Origin of the sequence: Paenibacillus sp. lzh-N1 (assembly GCF_002872435.1) — a bacterium.
In the GTDB taxonomy this organism is placed as follows: domain Bacteria; phylum Bacillota; class Bacilli; order Paenibacillales; family Paenibacillaceae; genus Paenibacillus; species Paenibacillus polymyxa_C.
This window is the reverse complement of record NZ_CP025696.1, coordinates 2,638,864-2,658,099: the sequence shown is the minus strand read 5'-3', so window position 1 is coordinate 2,658,099 and position 19,236 is coordinate 2,638,864. Positions and strand designations below refer to the sequence as shown.

The following is a 19,236-nucleotide window of genomic DNA, read 5'->3' as shown; positions in this document are numbered from 1 at the left end:
CTAGTTTAAAATAGTTTAAAAAGTGCCCTCGCCAGGTATTTTTTTCAGTATGCACATTTTTTATTTTATTATTCCTGCCGGTCTCTACATACTAGAACCATCTGTAATTCATCTTGGCTATTATTACCCCAGAGGACCTCCTATTTAAACAAACGGGAGCGGAGGCAGACCTAAATTCGCTTTATATTCAGATCATTTCTCTTTGTTTAGCGTCTAGTCTCCAGCCAGTTATTACTTACTACATTTCGATACCAATAGTAACTTTCCTTGGGGGTGCGGACCTGTGTGCGAAAATCGACATGAATCATGCCAAATCTCATATTATATCCCTCTGCCCACTCAAAATTGTCCATAAGTGACCAGGCCATATACCCTTTAACATGAAGGCCGTCATGAATTGCCCGGTGTACCTGTACCAAATGCTGCTGCATGTACGAAATTCGACGGTCATCCTGCACCTTTCCGTTTACGACTTCATCATTGATACAAGCCCCGTTCTCTGTGATGTATATATCGATGTTACCGTATTTTTGCAAATAATGTAGTACCTCATACAGCCCACGTGACTCCACCGGCCAGCCGATATCCGTTACAGGTAGTCCCATATTGATTTCTTCAGATTGAAGAAAGCCTGCTTCCGGATTAAAGCGATTAACCGACATACTATAATAATTGATACCGATCATATCTATAGGTTCACCGATAATGTCCATATCTCCATCTTGTATAGGTACGGTGGCTCCCTGCTCCGCAAACCAGTCTACCAAAAACTGAGGATACGAGCCTTGATAAATAGGCTGGAGAAACCAGTCACTATGCAGAGAAATCGTGCGCGCACAAGCCGCTTTATCTTCCTCAGAGGTGCTGTAAGGAACAGCCCAGGAGACATTGGGAGCGATACCGATCTGGCCACTGGTGCCTAGCTCGCGGAATCGGCGTACAGATAGGCCATGCGCGACCAGCAGATGATGTCCTACATCAATCGCTGTCTGGAGATTCGTCAGACCCGGAGCATGAACTCCTAACATATTGGATAAAAAAGCGATGCACCAAGGTTCATTGAATGTGAGCCAATGGTGTATCTTACCGTGAAACTCGCGGAACATCGTTTCTGCAAAGTGGACAAATGCCTGAATTGTACGACGATTTCCCCATCCTCCCGCATCCTGTAGCGCCTGAGGCAAATCCCAGTGATACAGTGTACAAAACGGTTCAATCCCGTTGTCGTTCAACAAATCAACAACGCGATGATAATAGTTCAATCCTTCTTGATTGACTTCACCGTCACCATTCGGGAATATACGCGGCCAGGACACCGAGAACCGATATGTACGAATGCCCAGTTCCTTCATGAGACGGATATCTTCTTCGTAGCGATGATAGCTATCACAAGCTACATTGCCGTTATCCCCGTTAAACACTTTACCAGGCGTATGGGCAAAGGTATCCCAGATCGACAACCCTCTCCCATCCTCCTGATATGCCCCCTCGATTTGGTAGGCGGCTGTTGCGGTACCCCACATAAAGTCCTGCGGAAATTGAAAAATAGTCATTGTGTCTCTCCCTCTCCCTCAATTATAATCGTATGTTCATTCGTTTTTTCCTGCTTTTTGGTAAAAATCCATGACAAAATAAATCCTCCGTGCTTGGGATCAGGCTGAGCCTGACGAGCATCTGCGCTAAACGGGTGTGCACTGCGAATCGTGCAGCTTCCCGTCTGGACAGATGCGGTAAGCTCCGCACGGACGAGCCGCGAACCGGACCACTCCATGCTGACCGTAATCCCGCCACGCCCTTTCAAGCCGCTGACCCTTCCCTCCGGCCATGCCGATGGCAGGGCAGGCAATAGCGTCAGCTCACCCGGGCGGCTTTGCAGCAGCATTTCTGCGATGCCTGCCGTCGCACCAAAGTTACCGTCGATCTGAAACGGCGGGTGAGCGTCGAATAAATTAGGGTAGGTCGATCGCGACAGCAACGTGCGAACATACCGATGCGCAGTGTCGCCATCTTCCAGCCGGGCGTACAGGTTAATCAACCAGGCACAGCTCCACCCGGTATGCCCGCCACCATGATCGAGTCGGCGGCGTAACGATATGCGGGCCGCCTCAGCCAGCTCCGGAGTATCGCGGATATGGATCTGTCGGCCGGGATAAACCCCGTAAAGATGCGAAACATGTCGATGACCAGGCTCCGCTTCCTCAAAATCGACCATCCATTCTTGTAACTGACCGTGACGGCCGATTTGATAGGGGACTAATCGTTCCCGTGCCTCTTCGCAGCACTTGCGGAATTCATCGTCTAATTCCAGCAGGTCTGCGGCTTGAATACAGTTGCTTAATAGCTCCCGAATCAGCGTCATGTCCATCGTGGAGCCCATGGATATACTGCAATCCTCGCCGCCGGGAGTGATGAATTTATTTTCAGGTGATGTGGATGGGGACGTTGCGAGCCGACCATCCGGGCCCTCCACGAGCCAGTCCAGGCAAAAGGCCGCCGCCCCCTTCATAAGCGGATAAGCCTGTTCTGCCAAATAGGTTGTATCCAAGGTGAACAGATAACGTTCCCATAGGTGAGCGGTCAGCCATACACCCCCAAGCGGCCAAAATGCCCAACTGGCATGGCCACCTGACGGTCCGGCGTTTCTCCACACATCTATATTGTGGTGAGCTGTCCATCCTTGAGCCCCATAATGGATGGAAGCGACCCTACGTCCCGTACGACCGACTTCTCCAATCATATGCAGCAATGGCTCATGGCACTCGGCAAGATTACACACCTCTGCGGGCCAATAATTCATCTGTGTATTAATATTGGTTGTATAGTTACTATTCCACGGCGGCTGTACCCGGTCATTCCAGATACCCTGAAGGTTGGCGGGCTGACTGCCCGGACGTGAACTGCCCATAAGCAAATAGCGTCCATACTGAAATAACAGCACTTCCAGCCCCTGGTCTGCCTGACCTTTCTGATAGTGTTCTAATCGCAGGTCGGTCGGGAGAACGGACTCGTCGGTTAGCGTGTCACTTCCCAGTTCTAATGCAACACGGTCAAACAGCTTCCGGTGATCCTGCTCATGGCGTTGCCGCACCTGCTCACTTCCCAGCGAAATCGCTCCGTCTAGAGTGACTTTGCATGCTTCTACTGACTCCGTTGCATCACTATTCAGCATAGCCTGGAATCCCCGAAATCCGGTAGCTGCTGCCAAATACACCGTGATTTTATCCGCGCCCGAGATGATCAATGCTCCGTCATCTCCCGTCGTTAAGGTTCCTCCCTCGGGAATAACCCTCGCCTGAACTGCAAAAGCCATCCCCAAATCATTTTCGTAAACGACAGACTGTGGATGATCGCCGTGATAATTAGATTCCACATGACTGGGCGCTCGTCCAGTCAACGTAATAAAGTCCCTGGTCGGTTCCTCGGATGGATCGTCATCGCTAGCCCATTTGGAGGAATTCTCAAGTGCATCCTCTCCAACTTCATCCTCACAAGGATGGGGGGTAGTGATGCGCACAGATGCATGGATTTTTCCGACCTTACTCGCAGTCAGTGACACCATAATGACCCCATCGGGTGCACTGGCGATAACTTTACGGGTATAGCGGACTCCATCACTCTGAAAAGTGACCGCTGCCGTTCCGGTCTGCATATCCAGTTCCCGTTCATAATGCGCAATCTCCCCTAGGTTCTCCTGCGTAATCCACAAATCTCCCAAAGGCTGGTAGGCTTCTGTATCGCGGCCCAGCATGTTTGAAGTAATCAGTTGTTCGGCTTCTTTGTATTTTCCATCTGCAATCAGCTTTCTGGCAGGTTCTAAATATCGCAATGCATCATACTGAACGCCATCCCTGGGGAATCCGGACCAGAGCGTATCCTCGTTTAATTGCAAATGCTCCTCCCTGATTCCGCCAAATACCATAGCTCCCAGCCGTCCATTGCCGACTGGCAATGCTTCTTCCCATACCTCAGCAGGCTGGCGATACCATAACCGCAGGGACTGTGGTCTTTCGCTTTTCGTCACGACAAACCCTCCCTCATCAGGGGCAGACAAAGCGCTGCTACAAATTGGCCCTAGCGTATGCGCTCTGTCACTCCGAGATTTCAAAGTTTGGATAAATGGACTTACTATTTGGACGCTTTCCCACTCCATAACTCCACTCTGTCCTTCACCAGTTGCGTATATTGCTGTTCCATTTGGACAGCTCCGGCGGCATCCAGTTCTTTAATCATGTTGTCGTATATCGTATCAAAATTGGAAGCTGGTGCTAATATCGCTTCCGGTATCCGTTTGCGGATAATGTCTGTCGTTTTTTTGAATGTAACGTTATAGTTGGATTCATTGTCTGTCGTTATGTTATACGCCGCGCCCCAAGGCTTCACATCAAATTCTTCTTTTCCTGGAAACAGTTCCTTCCACGTTTTTACGCCATACGCTTTAAGTGATTCTTTCTCCGGCTTCGAATAAGCCGCGATAATTTGTTCAGGGAATTTGGCAGTGTAGTAGTTACCCGTAGAGTCTTTCACCCCGTCACCATAGTGTCCGCTCATTAATGTGTACAAGTCTATTCCAGTGGATTTATTGAAGCTGGTTGTATTGTTCGTTTTTTGATCCAATACATCGGCAGGAATGACGCGTTTGCCATCTTTGATTTCATAGTGCTTACCTTCGATTCCCCAGTTCACAAGCACCTGTCCTTCATCAGAAGCTAAATAATCCAGGAATTTAATAGCCCGCACCGGGTCCTTGCAACTTTCCGTAATTCCTACACCATAACCGGACGCAAAGCCTGTATCCTGAAAGGAACGATCCTTATATTCCTCCGAAAGTGTAACTGGAAAATGTGCATAGCTGGCATCAGACTTACCTGACGCTTTTAATGCATTTTCGGCATCCTGATAACCCCACTCCTGGTCGATCAGACCCAAGACACGGCCGCTGGCAATTTTGGATTTGTATTGGTCACTTTTTTGTACAAACGAATCTTTATCGAGCAGCCCTTCATTGTACATGTGGTTCAACCAACGGAAATATTCCTTTTCTTCCGGACGTTTGTAATGAAGCTTGGCTTCAAATGTTTTGGGATCAATAAAATATTCACCATCATCCGGCGCTCCAGTCGTCTGGAAGGCAGGGTTCGTTACGGTAATCATAATTCTCCAGTCGTCCGCATCCAGCGTGAGAGGGATCGTTTTTTTGCCATTGATCGTCGGATGCTTGGCTGTATAGGTTTTGAGTACGTTTTCAAAATCCTGTAAGGTTCTTACCTTGGGATATCCCAGCTCCTTAAGCACCTTATGCTGAATTTCAAATCCTCCCGTCGCATCAAAACTCTCCTGTCCAACACCTGCATACGTAGGAATAACATAGATAGCTTGATCTTTATTGCTGTATTTCAGCCGATCCATATAGGGACCGTAGAGCTTTTTGAGGTTAGGCGCGTGATCGTTAATCAGATCGGTCAGATCAATCATGGCCCCCGCATCCACAAGCTTGTTAATATTTGCTTTAGGAGAGACCAGGTCTGGGTATTCACCACTTGCTGCCATCAAAGCAATTCGGTCATCTCCACCTCCGCCGCTGACATCAAATTCCGCGTTCAAAGTTACACCTGTTTTCTTGGTGATTTCCTTGCCTATTTCATCCTTCATTCCATTCCATTGCGGGCTTGTATCTGCTCCGAAAAAGCTAAACGTAATCGGATCTGTACCGCTGGATGAGCCTTCCTTCGCTGCTTTATCGCTTCCACCGCAACCTGCGAGTGCTGCAAGAGATACGGCAAGCAAGGGAATCAGTGCAAATCTGGACCAGTGTTTTTTCATGTTCAAGACCTCCTGCATTTGTAGGATTTTACCGTTGTGAATGGACTGTAACGATTTGTTGTTATGATTTAACAGCTCCCAGTGTCATACCGCCTACAAAATACTTTTGTAGGAATGGATATACGAGCAAAATAGGAAGCGTGACGGTAATCGTGATTGCCATTTTAATCGACTCTGGCGAAATTTGAGCCATTTGCTTAGCCATATCGTTGCTATTCGCCATATTGGCGCCGCCTTGCTGCGTACTTTGCAGTATCTTCATCAGCTCAAATTGCAACGTTGTCCATTGTGCGGCGGTTCCGTTGTACAAGTACGTATCAAACCATGCGTTCCATTGATTTACCGCTAAAAAAAGAGCAATTGTCGCCAGTACAGGCTTGCACAGCGGTAGAATAACCTTCCAATATATTGTAAAGTCATTTGCTCCATCCAGCTTGGCAGACTCCTGTAACGCATATGGCAAACCATCCATAAAGGAACGAATGACAAAAACGTTAAATGCGCTGATCAGCCCCGGAAAAATATACACCCAGAACGAACCCAGCAAATGCAAATCACGCATCAAAATAAACACAGGCACCATCCCGCCGGAAAAATACATCGTTAACGCCAGAAACGTGGATATGAACTTGCGCGCGCGGAAATCGACCCGACTCAGCGTAAATGCAAGCATAGAAGCACAGATGAGTCCCAGCAGCGTTCCAACCACTGTACGTAAAATGGATACCTGCAGACCCCGAAGCAGGCCATCGTATTGGAAAATCGTTTTGTAATTTTCGAGTGTAAACTGGCGCGGCCATATATAAATACCGCCACGCACCGTATCCGTCGAATTGTTCAGGGAAATTGCCAGTACGTTCAAAAACGGGTACAGCGTCAACACCACGATCAGAGCCATTAGGATATAGTTGAACAAGTCAAACAGCTTTTCTGACCGTGTAGCGTTAAATGCCTTATTCGTCATTTCGCTTCTCCCTCCCTACATGATGCTTTCTTTGGTCAGTTTTTTGAATATACCGTTCGCTGTAAACAACAATAGAATGCTAACCATTGAGTTGAAAATGCCTATTGCCGTCCCGTAAGAGAAGCGGCCCAAATTAATCCCGTAATTCAGTGCATACAAATCCAGCACTTCCGAATAATCCGTTACGAGACTGTTGCCAAGTAAGAACTGCTTTTCAAAACCATTGCTGACCAGATGCCCGATCGCCATAATAAACAGAATGGCGATAGTCGAGCGGATACCCGGCAGTGTAATATGCCACATCTGTCTCCAGCGGCTGGCCCCATCCACACGCGAAGCTTCATACTGCTCCTGGTCAATTCCTGTGATGGCGGCTAAATAAATAATCGTATTCCAACCCGTCTCTTTCCATATGTCGGAAGCGGTTACAATGTACCAAAACCAACTCCCCTTGGCCATGAACTGAATCGGTTCATCCACAATATGAAGCGCTACCAATATATCGTTAACAATTCCTCCGTCAATGGACAGCATTTTCGTCACCAATCCGGCCACAACTACCCATGATACAAAATGCGGGAGGTAGGATACTGTCTGTACAACTCGCTTGAACAGCATACCACGCAACTCATTTAGCAGAATTGCAAAAAAGATCGGTACAACAAAACCAAAAACAATACCCATCAGGCTCATCGCCAGCGTATTGCGTAATACCAGATAAAAACGTTCATCCTGAAAAAGCTCAATAAAGTTGTCCAACCCTACCCACTTTTGATCCCAAAACGATTTGGCTGGTTTATAATTTTGAAACGCCATTGTCCAGCCCCATAGTGGAAAATAACTGAAAACAAACACCCATATGACGAAAGGAATGGACATAAAGTAAAGATACTTTTGCTGTTTCACGCTGTTCCACAGGCCTTTTTCACCGCGTTCGGGCTTCGATCCGCGAGCCTTACGCGGTCTTCCCCGATTGGATTCAGGAATCGCAGTATCAGCGCTGGAAGCGGTTTCAGTTGAAGATCCCATAACAAGCTCCTCCTCATCTCTAGATACTATTATCATACTTTGCTGGCTCAGAAGCGGGTACCCGACGAATTAGGAGAAAAATCAGTTCAAAATTAGATATATGGGGAGTGGATTAAGATTTACATTGAAGCCACTACGCATCGGATGGTGCTTCCCATCGCTGTTGTCCCCGGATTTCTTGGATAAGCAGACAAAGGTTGAAATCCGGGGACAAAGGCGACCGCTATCGCTTGTACAGCACCATTCCGCCTGCTCCGTTCTCATGTAAATTCTCTGAGAGAAGTCTATTTGAAAGAAAAAAAGCTTTCTGGCATCAATGTGCCAGAAAGCTTTTTTTGATTTATTTTACTGTGATCGTCCCGTAGTACATGTACATGCCACAATTATACTCATATACGCCCGGTTTCAAGTCCTGGACGGTAAAATAATTATTTTCGTGATCCAGGTAAACGTCCATTCCGATCTTCAACGACTGTACTTCATCAATGCAAGTAAAAGACGTCATTTTCTTGAAATTGATCTTTGTTGGAACGCCGGCTTTCACTTCAATATTTTTAGGATAGAAACCGTCCCCTTTTACACCCACTGTCACAATCTCGTATTTGGCTTCATCTGGCTCTTCCTGAGCTTGTTTAGGTTGAACGGCCGGAAACGACGACACGCTCCCCTGAAAATAAAACAAGACAAACCCGCCCATGATCAGGGCTACAAAACCAATCAGCATCAAATGCCAATGTTTAGAGATGAGTGTTTTCATTTCTTTCAGCCCCCTCCAGTTGAATGTCTACATGAGCATGTGACGCATCAACTCTAACCAGTATATAAAAGTTAATCGAAATTTTAAATACCTTGTTTCAAAGCTTCTAGCAGATGAATCATATTATCCGACACGGTGATCATCACTATTTTTCCAGACCCGGATGATCCATCTTATACAGATTACGGTACCGGGCATGATCGCGCCAAAGCTCATCATGACTGCCTCGCATGGAGATAGTGCCTTGTTCCATAAAGATCACCTCGTCCATATGCTTCATCCCCGTGAGATGATGAGTGATCCAGATCAATGTTTTGCCTTCCAGTACGCAAAACATCGTCTGCATAAGTTCATGCTCCGTCAGTGGATCAAGTCCCACTGTCGGCTCATCCAGCAAAACAATCGGATGGTTTTGCAGCAAAATCCGCGCCAGTGCAATGCGCTGTCTTTCTCCACCGGAAAAGCGAAGGCCCGTCTCCTGCATTCTTGTATCGTAACCCTCCGGTAAAGAATCAATCAGGGCTCCAAGCCCTACCTGCTCCGTCACTGCACGAACCTCATTCAGTGAAGCGTCGGGTCGTCCTAAACGAATGTTGTTGGCTACCGTCGTATCAAACAAATACGGTTGCTGGTTTAGCACCGCAAACAGACTGGAGTATGCTCCACCTGTAAATACGGGTACCCCTGCGACAGTGACGCTCCCTTCATTAGGTTGCAATGCTCCCTGAATCAGATTCAGCAGCGTAGACTTGCCCGCACCACTGCGGCCAAGCAATGCAACCTTCCCCCCCTGGGGTACGTGTAGGGAGATATTACGCACACTCCATTCATGCGTTGCCGCATAGCGGAAGCTTACGTTGTTCAGCAGTAGGTCTCCCCCGTGGCTTAATCGCTGAGCGGTAGCCTGTTCTTCTTTAGTATCTGCTGCATCGTCTGCTGCTGGTTGTCCTGCATCTGATCGTGCTGCAAGTGCAGATGTATCTTTCTCGGAATCCTTTAGCCGTCGAAGTGAATCCTGATACTCCGGCGCATGAACCACCGCTTCTCCAGCGCGAACGAAGGCATCCAGCAACGGAAAAGTTACTAAGGCAAAGGATGCCAGCCATGTGGCTTCAATGCGATTCTGTGCTACCAGTCCTCCGGCCCACACAGTCATAATTACAATTCCGCCGCCTACAAGGCATTGTGCGATCCAATGAGAACGCCACTCGTTCCGGCGAAGTGAATTTTCCACCATGGCAGCCCTCTTGTGCCGTTGTGTAAAGGTGCTAAGGAAATGTCCAGTCCGTCCACTCAGCACCAGATCACTCATGCCAAACAAAGCATCCGTCAGTTCCTGATAGGCTTTACTCCGTTCCTGCTTGAACGTACGCCGTTTGGCGAGTGAGGTCCCAAGTGAGATAGCCGGGGCGATGAACAGCAAAAATCCCCCATATAGCGCCATCAGCAAGGCAAATGTGCCGTCCATCCAGCCAAGCGCCAAGATGCCTGCTGCATAAATCAGCAAAGCCGATAACGCAGGCAGAACCAGCTTCAGATAGATATTTTGAAGCTGCTCAATGTCCTCCGCCAGCAATCCCAATAGATCCCCTGTACGAAATTTGCTGCGAATCATCAGCGCCTGCGGTTCCACTGCCCGATACAAGCGTACCCGCATACGAGACACAAGGCGCAGCGCAGCATCATGGCCTACCAAGCGTTCCAGATACTGAATGACGGCTTTACTAAAACCAAACGTTCGCACAAGCACAATTGGCACATATACCATTAATATATTTTCAGGCTTTAAGGCCGAACGAGTAATCAGATGACCGGACGTAAAGAGCAGCGCGCCTGCACATCCAATGGACAGTGCACCCAAAAAAGCCGCTGCTAGAAAGGCCCAAAAATAGTGTTTCAGATAAGGCAAAAACCAGCCTTGGCTACTATTGTCTGTTGCTCTCATATCGTCCGTCCCCTCCTTCCGACATTCCCGTCAGCAATCGGTAATATTCTCCCTTTTGGGCAACTAGTTGCTGATGGGAACCTACCTCTTCCAGACGGCCTTGATTCATCATCCAGACACAGTCCATATCCGGCATCCAATGCAGCCGATGGGTGGCAAGAAACATTCTTTTGTGTTTCAATACGGACAAAATGGTCTGTTTTAACTCCCATTCTGTCTCAATATCCAAATGTGCCGTAGGCTCGTCCAATAAAATGATCGGACGGTTACTAAGCAAAGCCCGCGCCAAGGCAATCCGCTGCGCCTGCCCTCCACTCAATGTCCGACCTGCTTCCCCAATAGGCTCATTCAAACCACCCGGAAGGCCATTCACCAGTTCACGCAGTCCAACCGCGTCAATCGCCCACTCTACCTGCTGGTTGGATGCTTCCGGTTCATAAAAGCGAATATTATCTGCCAAAGTAGCGCTAAACAAGTAAGGATGCTGTGGAATATAGGCAATATGCCGTTGCCATTCAGCTTTGGTATCCGCAGATAATCGGCATCCATTAAGGGTCAGCTCACCTGAAGTTGGGTCAGAAAAGCCGCCAAGCAGACTAAGCAATGTCGTTTTGCCTGCACCGCTCGCTCCGACGATGCCAATCATGTTCATGTGCGGTTCAACACTTGCAGACACATGTTCAAGCCGGGCGGAGCCGTCTTCATTAAGAAAACACACATCGGACAGCTTGAGGATGTCCTGCCCCGTGATGTCTAATCCTTTATCATTAGCTGTCTTCGGCTCTATCGTTTCATCCTCTGCAACGAGAATGGAGCGTATCGCTCCCCAAGCCTCCTTACCGTCCAATGAGGCGTGATAGTCTGATCCCAACTGGCGTATAGGCATAAAATATTCCGGTGCCAGAATAAGCACCGCAAGCGCTGCCTCCAGTCCCACCGAACCACTAATCAGACGCAGCCCCAAGCCTACTGCTACAAAAGCGACCGACAGCATACTGAAAAAATCGAGGGCAAATGAAGAAAGAAACGCTACCCGCAGCGTACGCATCGTTGCCGTACGGTATTGGTCGCTGACCTTCCCTACGGTTTCCCCATGCGCCCGACTGCGTCCCAAAAACCTTAGTGTCTGTAGGCCACGCAACGAATCTGTGAAATGATGTGATAACAGACGATAGGAACGCCACTGCTTGTCTGCCTGCTTTCGCGCCGCCAAGCCGAGTAAAATAAAGAAGCCCACCAGAATCGGCATCGTAGTCGTCAAAATCACACCTGAAATCATATCTAATGTGAAAACATACACAAGCACGAGTAAGGTTACAGCCATCATGTCTATCATACGAGGAATGGATATTTCCAAATAATTGCGAAACCGATCCACACCATCCAGCGCTAGCGTCACCAACTTGCCGCTTCCTTCCTGCGCGGCAAAACCCGGACCCCGCTCGAACAAACGCGCAAGCAGACGCTCCCGTAAGGAAGCGCCTGCTGCTTCGGCGAAACGACCGGCTGTCCGGCGTTGCAGCCAGATCATCGTATGCCTCACTGCAAAAGCCGCGAAAAACAACGCCAGCGATGGCCAAGCCATTACCAGCGGATTTTTATTAAACAAAACCGTTACAGCCTTTGCCAAAAAGATGGCTTGTGCAATTACCGCTGCTCCCTGGAGCAGGGAAAGGGCGGCCAGCAGCAGCATTACTGGCCGAATGCCCTTTAATTCAAACCAGGCTTTATCCATTAGTATTCCAGATGATCCTTCTCACTGAGACGCTTATGGAAAACAAAATAGCTCCACGCCTGATAAGCCAACACAAAGGGTAAAAGCGTTGCTGCAACAATCGTCATGGCTTTCAGTGTGTAATGACTGGAGCTTGCATTATATATCGTCAAATCAAAAGCACTGTTGATCGAGCTCACCATAAATCTTGGGAACAAGCCAACGAATAACGAAACGAAGCTTAGCAAAATGATGACACCTGTCATCCCGAAAGCCCATCCTTCGCGGCGCTGCCTCAGGAAATACCATGTCAGCACATAGGCGAAAATCCCCACCGCAACCGCAACATACATAAAGGGACCGCGACGTGCAAATAAATCCGTTGCAAAATAAGTCCATACCACCATACCAGCAAGTAGAATTCCCAACACCGGAAGAAATTTGGACGCGATCACACGAGCACGATCCCTGACTTCACCAATCGTCCGCAGAGAAATGAACGTCAGCCCGTGCATGAGGCACATTCCGACCACTGTCAGTCCAATCCATACGGTGTATCCATTGAACACATCCAAAAATCCGGCTTTCAAATCCATGTTTTGCTGAATAGGTACACCTTTCACCAAAGCCGCAAAGGCCATACCAAACAGCATCGGCGGCAGGAAGCTGCCAATCAGAATGCAAGTATCCCACGTTCCTGTCCACCCTTTTCCTTCGGCCTTGCCACGGAACTCAAAGGAGACTCCTCGCAAGATCAAACCTAGCAAAATAAACACAAATACCAGATAATATCCGCTGAACATCGTTGCATAAAAATGCGGAAAGGCGGCAAACATCGCACCTGCTGCTGTAATCAGCCACACTTCGTTGGCATCCCAGAATGGACCAATCGTATTGATCATCAAACGTTTTTGTTGGTCATTACGCGGCACTAATCCTGTTGCCATCCCCACGCCAAAATCAAAGCCCTCTAGAAAAAAGAAGCCTGTAAACAACACTGCGATCAATAAGAACCATAAATCATTTAACGACAATGCTGTCACCTCCTTGAGCAAATGGATCATGAATGACTGTATGCTGATGCGGCTCAATATCTGGGCCTTTACGAGCGGTGCGAGCAAACAGGAATGCCAGTACACCCGTTAAAATGAGATACAGCGTCGTAAATGCAATCAGGGAGAACAGCACTTCTCCTGCTACAACGGTAGGTGAAACAGAATCTTTCGTTTGAAGCAAGCCAAACACAGTCCACGGCTGACGTCCCATTTCTGTCATGATCCAGCCTGCTGTATTCCCAATGAACGGGAGCGATATCCCCCACAGCATAAGGCGGAAGAACCAACGATGTGAGCCCTCCAATTTTTGTCGAAAACTCAGGTAAGCTCCGTACAGAGCAAGTGCAATCATGGCACATCCTGCCGCAATCATAATGCGGAAGCTCCAGAAGGTCGTACGGACAGGCGGAATATAATCACCTGGACCGTAGGTCTTTTCATACTGTGCTTGAAGTTCCTTCATACCAGGCACAGAGCCAGAAAACTTGCTATACGACAGAAAGCTCAGTGCAAACGGAACCTTAATCTCAAAGGTATTTTCCTGCTTATCAGGATCAATATTTGCAATAACCGTCCAAGGCGCCGGATCGCCGCTGTCTCCCCACAGAGCTTCACTGGCTGCCATCTTCATGGGCTGTGTTTTGATCAAATATTGAGCCTGTCCATGACCAAACAAAGGAATAGCAATGGCACAGATTAATGCAACAATAATGCTCAATTTAAAAGAAGGTTTAAAAAAGTCCATATTCTTTTTATGCATTAGCTTCCAAGCACTAATACCTGCTACGAGAAAAGCGCCGGTTGCAATGGCAGCAAAAATGGTGTGAGGATACTCCCACAAAAGCTGCTCGTTCGTTAACAAGGCAGCAAAATCCTGCATTTCTGCCCGGCCATTTACAACCCCATATCCTACGGGACGTTGCATGAATGAATTGGCAGCCAAAATCCACAAAGCCGAGAGCATCGTACCGATCGCTACTAGCCACATGCAAATTAAATGGACAGTTTTGGATAATCTTTCCCAGCCGAACACCCATAGACCGATAAAGGTCGATTCCAGGAAAAATGCGAGCAATGCTTCAATGGCTAGCGGTGTACCAAATACATCACCGACAAAACGGGAAAAGTCCGACCAATTCATTCCGAACTGGAACTCCTGCAAAATCCCGGTGACTACCCCTAGCGCAAAGTTAATCAGCAGAAATGTCCCCCAGAATTGAGCCATTTTTTTGTACAAATCCTTTTTCTTGATAACATACATAGTCTCCATAATTGCCACCAACAATGACAATCCAATGGAGATCGGCACATAAACAAAATGAAGAATCGTAGTGGTTGCAAACTGCAACCGTGCCAAATCCAATACGTCCATGATGCTGCTCCTCCCCTGTACTTCCCTTAACAATGATTTAATGTTTGTGATCTGAAGTCTTTTGTATTTGTGATTGTATTCACACTCTTACATATGAAACCGTCACTTTTTTAGGAAATGACCCACTCAGCTAACTTGCCATGGTTGCCATAACCGGGCTTCAGATTATCCCCATTATATAGAATAAATTTAAATGAAATAGAATCAAAAATGTGAACATCGTGTCAAAGTTGTGTCATAACGATGGCGTTTTTATGAAAATGCCTTAAAACCCATAATGAATGTGACATTTTCTATTGATCCATCCTTTTTCAACATATAAAAAAAGCCTCTCTTCATTCGAAGGACATACCTCCGACATCTGCAAGAGAGACTTCATAACGTTAAACCTAGGAAATCGATCAACAGCCATCTGTTCCTCCGTTTTTTTGGGTCTGATTACGGTAGGAGGAAGGTGACATACCAACATATTTTTTAAATTTACTATGAAAATAATCTGCATTCGCATATCCCACGCGGCCCGCCACTTGGTGCACCTTAATCCCCTGTGCAAGCAATTCCCTTGCTCGCTCAATCCTTACCTTATCCAGGTAGGCATTAAAGGCCTCGCCTGTATGACTTTTGAACAGTTTGCCCAAATACCCACTATTGTAATTGAACATATCCGCCAGTAACTCCAGTCGCAAATTTTCATCATAATGACCATGTATAAAGTCAATCATTTGCTTCATGATGATCTCCTTGCCACCCGTATCAGTCTGGCCAATCCACTGCAACACATGCTCGAGCGAGTGATCCACCAGCTCGCCCAATGTTGAATAAGCATATACATTGGTAATCAGGTTAGAGTGCTCCTCCAGCACGGTCCGGCTGTGTTCTTGTCCAGCTGCATACTTGTTCAGTGCCAGTGTGAATGTCTGAGCGAATGCCGCCTTGATTGCAGATTCTGTACGATAAATCTGTGGAAATTGGATTTCCATGTCCTTAATGACACGGGTCGCCGCTTTACCATTAGCCATATCCAGCGCATAGTACAGCTTTTCTGCATAACGCATGGGGTCATCCGAGGCCCTGTCAGACGCTTCATCCATTTCAGCATGGACTGTCTCCCATTCATGTAAGTCTTCGGGAAGCATGACTCTTTCTGCTCGGAACAAAAACGTACGCTCCAATAATCGTAACGCCTGCTCAAAAGATCTGGGGATATCGCTAAGAATGTCTACCGGAGCGCCAGCAGCCCCATAGATTTCATTTACCCAAGGCTTTAGTTCCTGTCGCCATGCAGCCAGCAACTGAACAGCATCTTGCTCCGTTTTTAACATGGCAGGAAGCAGTAGGCCCGTATATATTCCAGCCTCAAACACAATGCCTCTATCCTGATCACGACACAATTCCGCTAGCCGCTGCTTTGCTGCCAACTGCCGGGCTTGCCGATCCCAGTCAGGTATACGCAAATCCAGCAGAATCACCTGATAGCTACTCCAGTCCAATGCTGGTAACGCTGGCTGTTGTCCGTGCTTTCCAGCGCCGCTTTGGTGATCAGCTTGCTTGGATGCACGATGGCTGGGTTCTACAGCATCCCGAGGGTGCACTGCATGAACCGGAAACAACAGCGCTTCAATCCAATCGCGCTCATGCGGAGATGGACTCCCCCACTTTCCATCTCCCTTTTCATTCTCAATGCTTTGTCGTACTCGTTTCAGCTCTAACGTCATTTCTTCCTCATCAACCGGCTTCAACAGATAACCATCCACCCCGAATCCCATGGCTTGCCTAGCATAATTAAAGTCTGCATATCCGCTTAAAATGAGAAAGTGAAACGGCTCCCCATTCATTTGGCGTATGCTTTGTATAACCTCCAATCCACTCATCCCAGGCATACGAATATCTACAATGACCAGTTCCGGTCGATGCTCTCCGAACTTTTCCAGAGCCTCGCGTCCGTTCTCTGCCGTATCGACGATGCGAAAGCCACAATCCCCCCAGTCAATAATGGAAGACAGTCCTTCACGAATCGCAGGCTCATCATCTACAATCATCGCTTTATACATTCGACGCTTCCTCCCTTGGTATGGAAAAGTATACGGTTGTTCCTACCTGTAATGCGCTTTCAATATGCAGACCATAACGTTCACCATACATCAATGTCAGACGTTGATGAACATTACGCAGACCAATACTGCTCCCTTCCGGCTCCTCCGTACCCGTGATCCGAGCCAACAAACGGGTCAGTTGCTCTTCCTTCATGCCAATTCCATCATCAGCCACTTTAATGTGCAGTTCTCTTTGTTCTATTGTGATATCTACCTTCACGGTAACTGGCTCTTCCTTATTTTCTAGGCCATGAATAACTGCATTTTCCACTAGCGGTTGTATGATTAAGGGAGGAATCGACATGTCCTTCGCGCTTTCTTCCAAATTCACTTCATAGACCAAACGATTCCCAAACCTGAACTGCTGAATTTGCAAATAGGATCGCACCATATCCAGTTCCTGTAATACGGTTGTTTTACCACTGCCAATCTCCAGATTCCTGCGCATCAGCCTGCCAAGCAAACGGACCGTCGTTGCAATCTCCGCTTCCCCATTCAAATGTGCTTTCATTCGAATGGATTCTAACGCGTTAAACAGAAAATGCGGATTAATTTGGCTTGCCATCATTTTTAGCTTGATATCCTTTTGTGCCAATTCAAGCTTATTGTTATGCTCACTCGTCTCATAGACCTGTGCCATAAGCTGGCGGATACTACTTACCATGTAGTTGAAACGGCGCGATAAATCACCGATCTCGTCCCTTCCCTCCACACTGGATACTACATGAAAATCACCCGCAGCTACTTGACCCAGCTCATAGCTCAACCGCTGGAGCCGTTTGGTAATAAGCCAGGAAATGATGGTAATCAGAATCAGCGCCATGATGAGTACCGCTAGTACACATAATGCACCAATCAGGCTGACCCGGTTCGCCCCCTGCACAATATGTTCCGTGGAAAACACCGAAATAATTGTCAATCCGCTCACACTTGAGGTTGGCAGCAGCTCATCCACAATAATGTTCGAGGGCGTTCCGTTGATTTTTGCTTCATATATCCCCTTACCTGCACGCTGGACATCAAAGCCTAAATGTAAATCGGTCAACGTCTGACCTACCGACTGTGGATGGGTAGCTGCGACCACAATCCCGTTACGATCCGCAATCAATGTTTCAAAGGGCTCCTTGCTTAGCATATGATTCAACTCGGTCTGACTCAGTGCAATCATCAGAACTCCCTTGGAATTGTATTCGGGAAAAGGAATTTGTCGTACCAGGCTGAGGCGGTTAACCGGGTTATCCTCCTTATCCTGAATGTAAATCCAGTTAATCGCCGTCCCCTTCAAAGCCTCCTGGAACCATGGCTGCCGCTCAATGTTAGAGTCCACAGGAATAAACTCCAGATTGTTGACCAACGTCGGATTGTACGAATAGAACCGGATAGTAGCAACCTCTCTATATTGTTGGGTGTACTCATTAAAATCCTTGTATTGATGGTACGCATTCATGAGCTCCACCATGCCGGGATAACGACGGTTCGCCATCTCCTTTAGTCTTTTATCGAACATCAGCCCATTTGAAATATCTGTTGGCACACGTAGTAAATTTGCTGTCTGGCTCTTAATCTTTTCCACATTATTTACCGTCTGGGCAATCGCACTGTCCAGTGCCTGCTCTCGCAAATAAAAAGTAACGCAGCCGCCCACTACCAGCACTGGGATCATGACAATCAGTACGTAGGAGAAGAGCAGCTTATTCCGCATACGCATATTATTCATCAGATGCCGTACTCCACGATACATGCCATCCCTCCCGCGAAATAAGCGCTTACATGTTTTCAGTTTAAAGCTTCACAACATTTATATCCATATTTTCTTGCAAAATAAAAAGGTGGTGAACGGAGTCACCACACTTTACAGATCACGAACTATTTACGTACAAAAGGTTCGATATGCACTCCCTGTGGCAGCTTATGCGGATCTTCCGGGTTGATACGGTCATAGAACATAATGCCATCCAGATGGTCCATTTCATGCTGTACAACAATCGCTGCATAACCCTTAAACGTTAACAGCTCCTGAGTTCCGTCCGGCAAATTGGCCTTGATGCGAATCTTCTCGTAACGCGGTACATATCCGGGTATATACCGATCTACAGACAAGCATCCCTCCCCCTGTTCCAAGTAAATCATGGATGTAGAGTGGCTGACCAGCTTCGGATTAAACAGGGCATATTCTACCGTTTGGTCTCCGTCTTCATAATAAATAGCACACATTCTTTTATTTAACCCAACCTGGTTGGCGGATAGCCCTACACCCGGGCGCAGCTCATAGCGGGTGGCCAGCTCTTCATTTTGGCTATTTTTCAGATAATCCAGCATCCATTGCATCTGTTGAAGATCCTCTTCAGACAGCGGCAGACATACCGGATCAACCTTTTTGCGCAAAATCGGTTCCCCTTCACGCACGATATCCTTCGTGAGAAGCATGTCCATCGATTGATTGCTCATTCGTCAGCCTCGATTCATTTAAATAAATATACGATCATG

Annotated in this window: 13 protein-coding genes; all 13 read right to left on the bottom strand. The window is 47.5% G+C overall.

The features are described 5' to 3' along the window. Positions 1 to 206: 206 nt before the first annotated feature. The 13 genes from C0638_RS11940 to def all read right to left on the bottom strand — a co-directional run bounded on the left by C0638_RS11940 (position 207) and on the right by def (position 19,197). Positions 207 to 1,553, bottom strand: coding sequence for a GH1 family beta-glucosidase (locus tag C0638_RS11940; protein ID WP_025674786.1), 1,347 nt, complete (start codon positions 1,551 to 1,553; stop codon positions 207 to 209). Next, on the bottom strand, positions 1,550 to 4,021 hold the full coding sequence (locus C0638_RS11935) for a glycoside hydrolase family 95 protein (RefSeq protein ID WP_058711490.1): 2,472 nt from the start codon (positions 4,019 to 4,021) through the stop codon (positions 1,550 to 1,552). The genes C0638_RS11940 and C0638_RS11935 overlap by 4 nt, the downstream gene beginning before the upstream one ends. A gap of 104 nt (positions 4,022 to 4,125) precedes the next feature. Continuing rightward, positions 4,126 to 5,820, bottom strand: a complete 1,695-nt coding sequence (locus tag C0638_RS11930; RefSeq protein ID WP_058711491.1) for an ABC transporter substrate-binding protein — start codon at positions 5,818 to 5,820, stop codon at positions 4,126 to 4,128. A gap of 61 nt (positions 5,821 to 5,881) precedes the next feature. Further along, positions 5,882 to 6,784: a carbohydrate ABC transporter permease gene (locus tag C0638_RS11925; RefSeq protein ID WP_058711492.1), complete on the bottom strand. Its 903-nt coding sequence runs from the start codon at positions 6,782 to 6,784 to the stop codon at positions 5,882 to 5,884. 15 nt (positions 6,785 to 6,799) lie between these two features. Further along, positions 6,800 to 7,813: an ABC transporter permease gene (locus C0638_RS11920; RefSeq protein ID WP_058711493.1), complete on the bottom strand. Its 1,014-nt coding sequence runs from the start codon at positions 7,811 to 7,813 to the stop codon at positions 6,800 to 6,802. 340 nt (positions 7,814 to 8,153) lie between these two features. Further along, the gene (locus C0638_RS11915; protein WP_025674777.1) at positions 8,154 to 8,570 is read right to left on the bottom strand and encodes a cupredoxin domain-containing protein; all 417 of its coding nucleotides are present in this window, start codon (positions 8,568 to 8,570) and stop codon (positions 8,154 to 8,156) included. 145 nt (positions 8,571 to 8,715) lie between these two features. Continuing rightward, the gene (gene cydC, locus C0638_RS11910; protein ID WP_058711494.1) at positions 8,716 to 10,515 is read right to left on the bottom strand and encodes a thiol reductant ABC exporter subunit CydC; all 1,800 of its coding nucleotides are present in this window, start codon (positions 10,513 to 10,515) and stop codon (positions 8,716 to 8,718) included. Continuing rightward, positions 10,496 to 12,250: a thiol reductant ABC exporter subunit CydD gene (cydD, locus tag C0638_RS11905; protein ID WP_058711495.1), complete on the bottom strand. Its 1,755-nt coding sequence runs from the start codon at positions 12,248 to 12,250 to the stop codon at positions 10,496 to 10,498. The genes cydC and cydD overlap by 20 nt, the downstream gene beginning before the upstream one ends. Then, positions 12,250 to 13,263, bottom strand: coding sequence for a cytochrome d ubiquinol oxidase subunit II (gene cydB / locus C0638_RS11900; RefSeq protein WP_058711496.1), 1,014 nt, complete (start codon positions 13,261 to 13,263; stop codon positions 12,250 to 12,252). Before cydB ends, cydD begins: the two co-directional genes overlap by 1 nt. Further along, entirely contained in the window at positions 13,250 to 14,656 is a 1,407-nt protein-coding gene (locus tag C0638_RS11895; protein ID WP_025674770.1) for a cytochrome ubiquinol oxidase subunit I, read from the bottom strand. The genes cydB and C0638_RS11895 overlap by 14 nt, the downstream gene beginning before the upstream one ends. Positions 14,657 to 15,057: 401 nt before the next feature. Next, positions 15,058 to 16,707: a response regulator transcription factor gene (locus tag C0638_RS11890; protein ID WP_058711497.1), complete on the bottom strand. Its 1,650-nt coding sequence runs from the start codon at positions 16,705 to 16,707 to the stop codon at positions 15,058 to 15,060. Beyond that, positions 16,700 to 18,490 (bottom strand): cache domain-containing sensor histidine kinase, encoded by a 1,791-nt coding sequence (locus tag C0638_RS11885; protein ID WP_102163508.1) that lies wholly within the window; start codon positions 18,488 to 18,490, stop codon positions 16,700 to 16,702. Before C0638_RS11885 ends, C0638_RS11890 begins: the two co-directional genes overlap by 8 nt. A gap of 125 nt (positions 18,491 to 18,615) precedes the next feature. Continuing rightward, positions 18,616 to 19,197 (bottom strand): peptide deformylase, encoded by a 582-nt coding sequence (def, locus tag C0638_RS11880; RefSeq protein WP_016324730.1) that lies wholly within the window; start codon positions 19,195 to 19,197, stop codon positions 18,616 to 18,618. Positions 19,198 to 19,236 lie beyond the last annotated feature (39 nt).

What these genes read in the sequence shown, in the direction of transcription:
- C0638_RS11885 (WP_102163508.1), bottom strand. Translation starts at nt 18,490, where the DNA reads ATGTATCGTGGAGTACGGCATCTGATGAATAATATGCGTATGCGGAAT.
- C0638_RS11890 (WP_058711497.1), bottom strand. Translation starts at nt 16,707, where the DNA reads ATGTATAAAGCGATGATTGTAGATGATGAGCCTGCGATTCGTGAAGGA.
- cydD (WP_058711495.1), bottom strand. Translation starts at nt 12,250, where the DNA reads ATGGATAAAGCCTGGTTTGAATTAAAGGGCATTCGGCCAGTAATGCTG.
- C0638_RS11895 (WP_025674770.1), bottom strand. Translation starts at nt 14,656, where the DNA reads ATGGACGTATTGGATTTGGCACGGTTGCAGTTTGCAACCACTACGATT.
- C0638_RS11930 (WP_058711491.1), bottom strand. Translation starts at nt 5,820, where the DNA reads ATGAAAAAACACTGGTCCAGATTTGCACTGATTCCCTTGCTTGCCGTA.
- def (WP_016324730.1), bottom strand. Translation starts at nt 19,197, where the DNA reads ATGAGCAATCAATCGATGGACATGCTTCTCACGAAGGATATCGTGCGT.
- C0638_RS11925 (WP_058711492.1), bottom strand. Translation starts at nt 6,784, where the DNA reads ATGACGAATAAGGCATTTAACGCTACACGGTCAGAAAAGCTGTTTGAC.
- C0638_RS11940 (WP_025674786.1), bottom strand. Translation starts at nt 1,553, where the DNA reads ATGACTATTTTTCAATTTCCGCAGGACTTTATGTGGGGTACCGCAACA.
- C0638_RS11915 (WP_025674777.1), bottom strand. Translation starts at nt 8,570, where the DNA reads ATGAAAACACTCATCTCTAAACATTGGCATTTGATGCTGATTGGTTTT.
- cydC (WP_058711494.1), bottom strand. Translation starts at nt 10,515, where the DNA reads ATGAGAGCAACAGACAATAGTAGCCAAGGCTGGTTTTTGCCTTATCTG.
- C0638_RS11920 (WP_058711493.1), bottom strand. Translation starts at nt 7,813, where the DNA reads ATGGGATCTTCAACTGAAACCGCTTCCAGCGCTGATACTGCGATTCCT.